The sequence below is a fragment of the Armatimonas sp. genome, assembly GCF_043760365.1.
Taxonomy (GTDB): Bacteria; Armatimonadota; Armatimonadia; order Armatimonadales; family Armatimonadaceae; genus Armatimonas.
The window spans coordinates 1-1,988 of record NZ_JAYUPA010000282.1 but is presented as its reverse complement, the minus strand read 5'-3'; the positions used below and the strand labels follow the sequence as shown (position 1 = coordinate 1,988).

The following is a 1,988-nucleotide window of genomic DNA, read 5'->3' as shown; positions in this document are numbered from 1 at the left end:
GGAAACTGGCTCCCCTGCTCGCGGTGCTCAAAGAACCTGCCGAGACCCTGACGCTATTTCATTTGTTGCCACGGGTCACGGGCGCAGAGCGCACCGCCGTTCTGGACAAGCTCCTCACCTTCACGACGCTCCCAGGAAGTGTCACCCGCGAGCAGGTGCTCGCTCTCGACTCTAAAGCTCTGGCGACCTGGCGCGAGGAGCTCAAGCTGCTGTGGGGCGGTGCCGCACAGCTCGGGATCTAGGAGAAAAAAATGCAAGGGAAGTTTATTGTCCACGAGTGGGGGACGTTTTTAGCGGTCGCGGGATCGGATGGCGTCAATTTGGAGGGGATGTACCACGAGGAGCACCCGCTGCCCGCGTTTGTCCACACACAAAAAGAAGACACCGTGTTCTCTAGTACCGCCACAATCAAGGGCGAGACCCCCGTGATCTATTTCTACACCGACCGGCCACGCCGAGTGTCGGTTGGAGTGGACTTTCCCACGGGCATCTGGACACACTGGTTTCCCTCTGCCCAGCGTGTCGGGCGCTTCCCAGGCCCCCATCCCACGCGCAATGGGCATATTGGCTGGATCGCCAACATCGCGCCCCCCTCGCCGCAGGATCGCCTCCCTGCAATCAGTCCCGACGCGCTCTGGCGCTTCGCCCGCCAAGTTCCCCAGGCCGCCACGGTTCACATGACCGCAGAAGCGAAGCTCCTCAACGACACACTCAGCGGGTTCACGCCGGTTCCGGCAAGTGGCGAGGCGGAGCGCTTTTTGTTCTACCGGGGCTTGGGCAAGGCCGATCTGCCCGTGCGCTTCTTCCCTGAGATAAACGGGGGGCAGCTGACAACCACGGTTCCCGTGCGCTGCGTGATTGTGGTGAAAGTGACGAAAGGCAAGATCACCTGGCGGGCTTTTGAGAGCCTGAGTCCCCGGCAGAAACTAGAGGGCATCACGCAGCGCCTGAAGCCCGGTACCGCAGACGCCGTGGCGCAGCACCTGACCCGTGGACTGGTTGAGAGCGGACTCTTCCCCGACGAAGCCAGAGCGCTGGTCAATACCTGGAAGTCAAGTTATTTCGGCAGCGACGGGCTCCGCGTGCTCTTCCTTCTTCCCCCAATCTGGACGGAGAAGTTTATCCCGATGCATGTCTTTCCCCAGCCCAATGCCCTGGTGCGCGTGATGGTGGGCCGGATCGAGGGACTCACAGCAGAGCGCGAAGCCGCCGTCGCCAAGGCGCTCCAGGACTATGCAGCCGCGCCCGAGAAACACTTTGTGACTCTGGCGGCGCAAGGGCGCTATCTGGAGCCGATCCTGCGCCGCCTTACAGCCCAGCCTACGCTCCGGCCACTCTGCGAGAAGCTCCTCGGCACGGAGTTTGTCCGCACGGGTAAGGGAGATGCCGTCGCGCTTCGCAACCAGCTCGCTCTCTGATCGGGTACTCTAAGAGTCTATGCAAGCGCAAGAAACCCTTGAGGAGATTCGTCTCAAGCACGAGCTGCCCGCACTCGGAGCGGTGGCGATCGTGGACGGAAAACCACAGCCCGCCGTCGTGGTCGGCAAGCGCAAGTTTGGCGGGACGGATTCCGCACTCGCGACCGATGCCTTCCACCTGGGCTCCGATACCAAGGCCATGACAGCGGCGCTGATTGGACTCCTCGTGGACCAAGGTAAACTGAGCGGGAAGACCACTCTGGGCGGGGTGATTGCCGAGACGCCGCTGGCCTGGAAAGCCACCACGATTGAGACTCTTCTGGCGCACCAGGCGGGCCTGACCAAGCTGGAGCCCCGGGGCAAGAACCTGCTCTACCTACACGGCTTTACCGGGCCTTTGGAAAAACAGCGCACCCGCTGGCTCACGGAGCGCCTAGCGGATGCGCCCGATAAGACCGTCGGGAAGTTCGCGTACTCCAATGCGGGCTACACTCTGCTTGGCGTGATTGCGGAGCGGGTGACAGGCAAGCCCTGGGAACGCCTGATCGTGGAGAACCTCTGGAAGCCGCT

The 1,988-nt window shown here is 62.4% G+C and carries 3 protein-coding genes; all 3 read left to right on the top strand.

All coding sequences use genetic code 11. From position 1 onward, the window contains the following. A partial coding sequence (locus ACH2EH_RS06735) for a hypothetical protein (RefSeq protein WP_395140145.1) occupies nucleotides 1-242 on the top strand: 242 nt, incomplete at its 5' end. A gap of 9 nt (nucleotides 243-251) precedes the next feature. After that, nucleotides 252-1,418, top strand: a complete 1,167-nt coding sequence (locus ACH2EH_RS06730) for a hypothetical protein (RefSeq protein ID WP_395140143.1) — start codon at nucleotides 252-254, stop codon at nucleotides 1,416-1,418. A gap of 19 nt (nucleotides 1,419-1,437) precedes the next feature. Then, nucleotides 1,438-1,988, top strand: a 551-nt coding sequence (locus ACH2EH_RS06725; protein ID WP_395140141.1) for a serine hydrolase domain-containing protein, incomplete at its 3' end; no start/stop codon positions are given.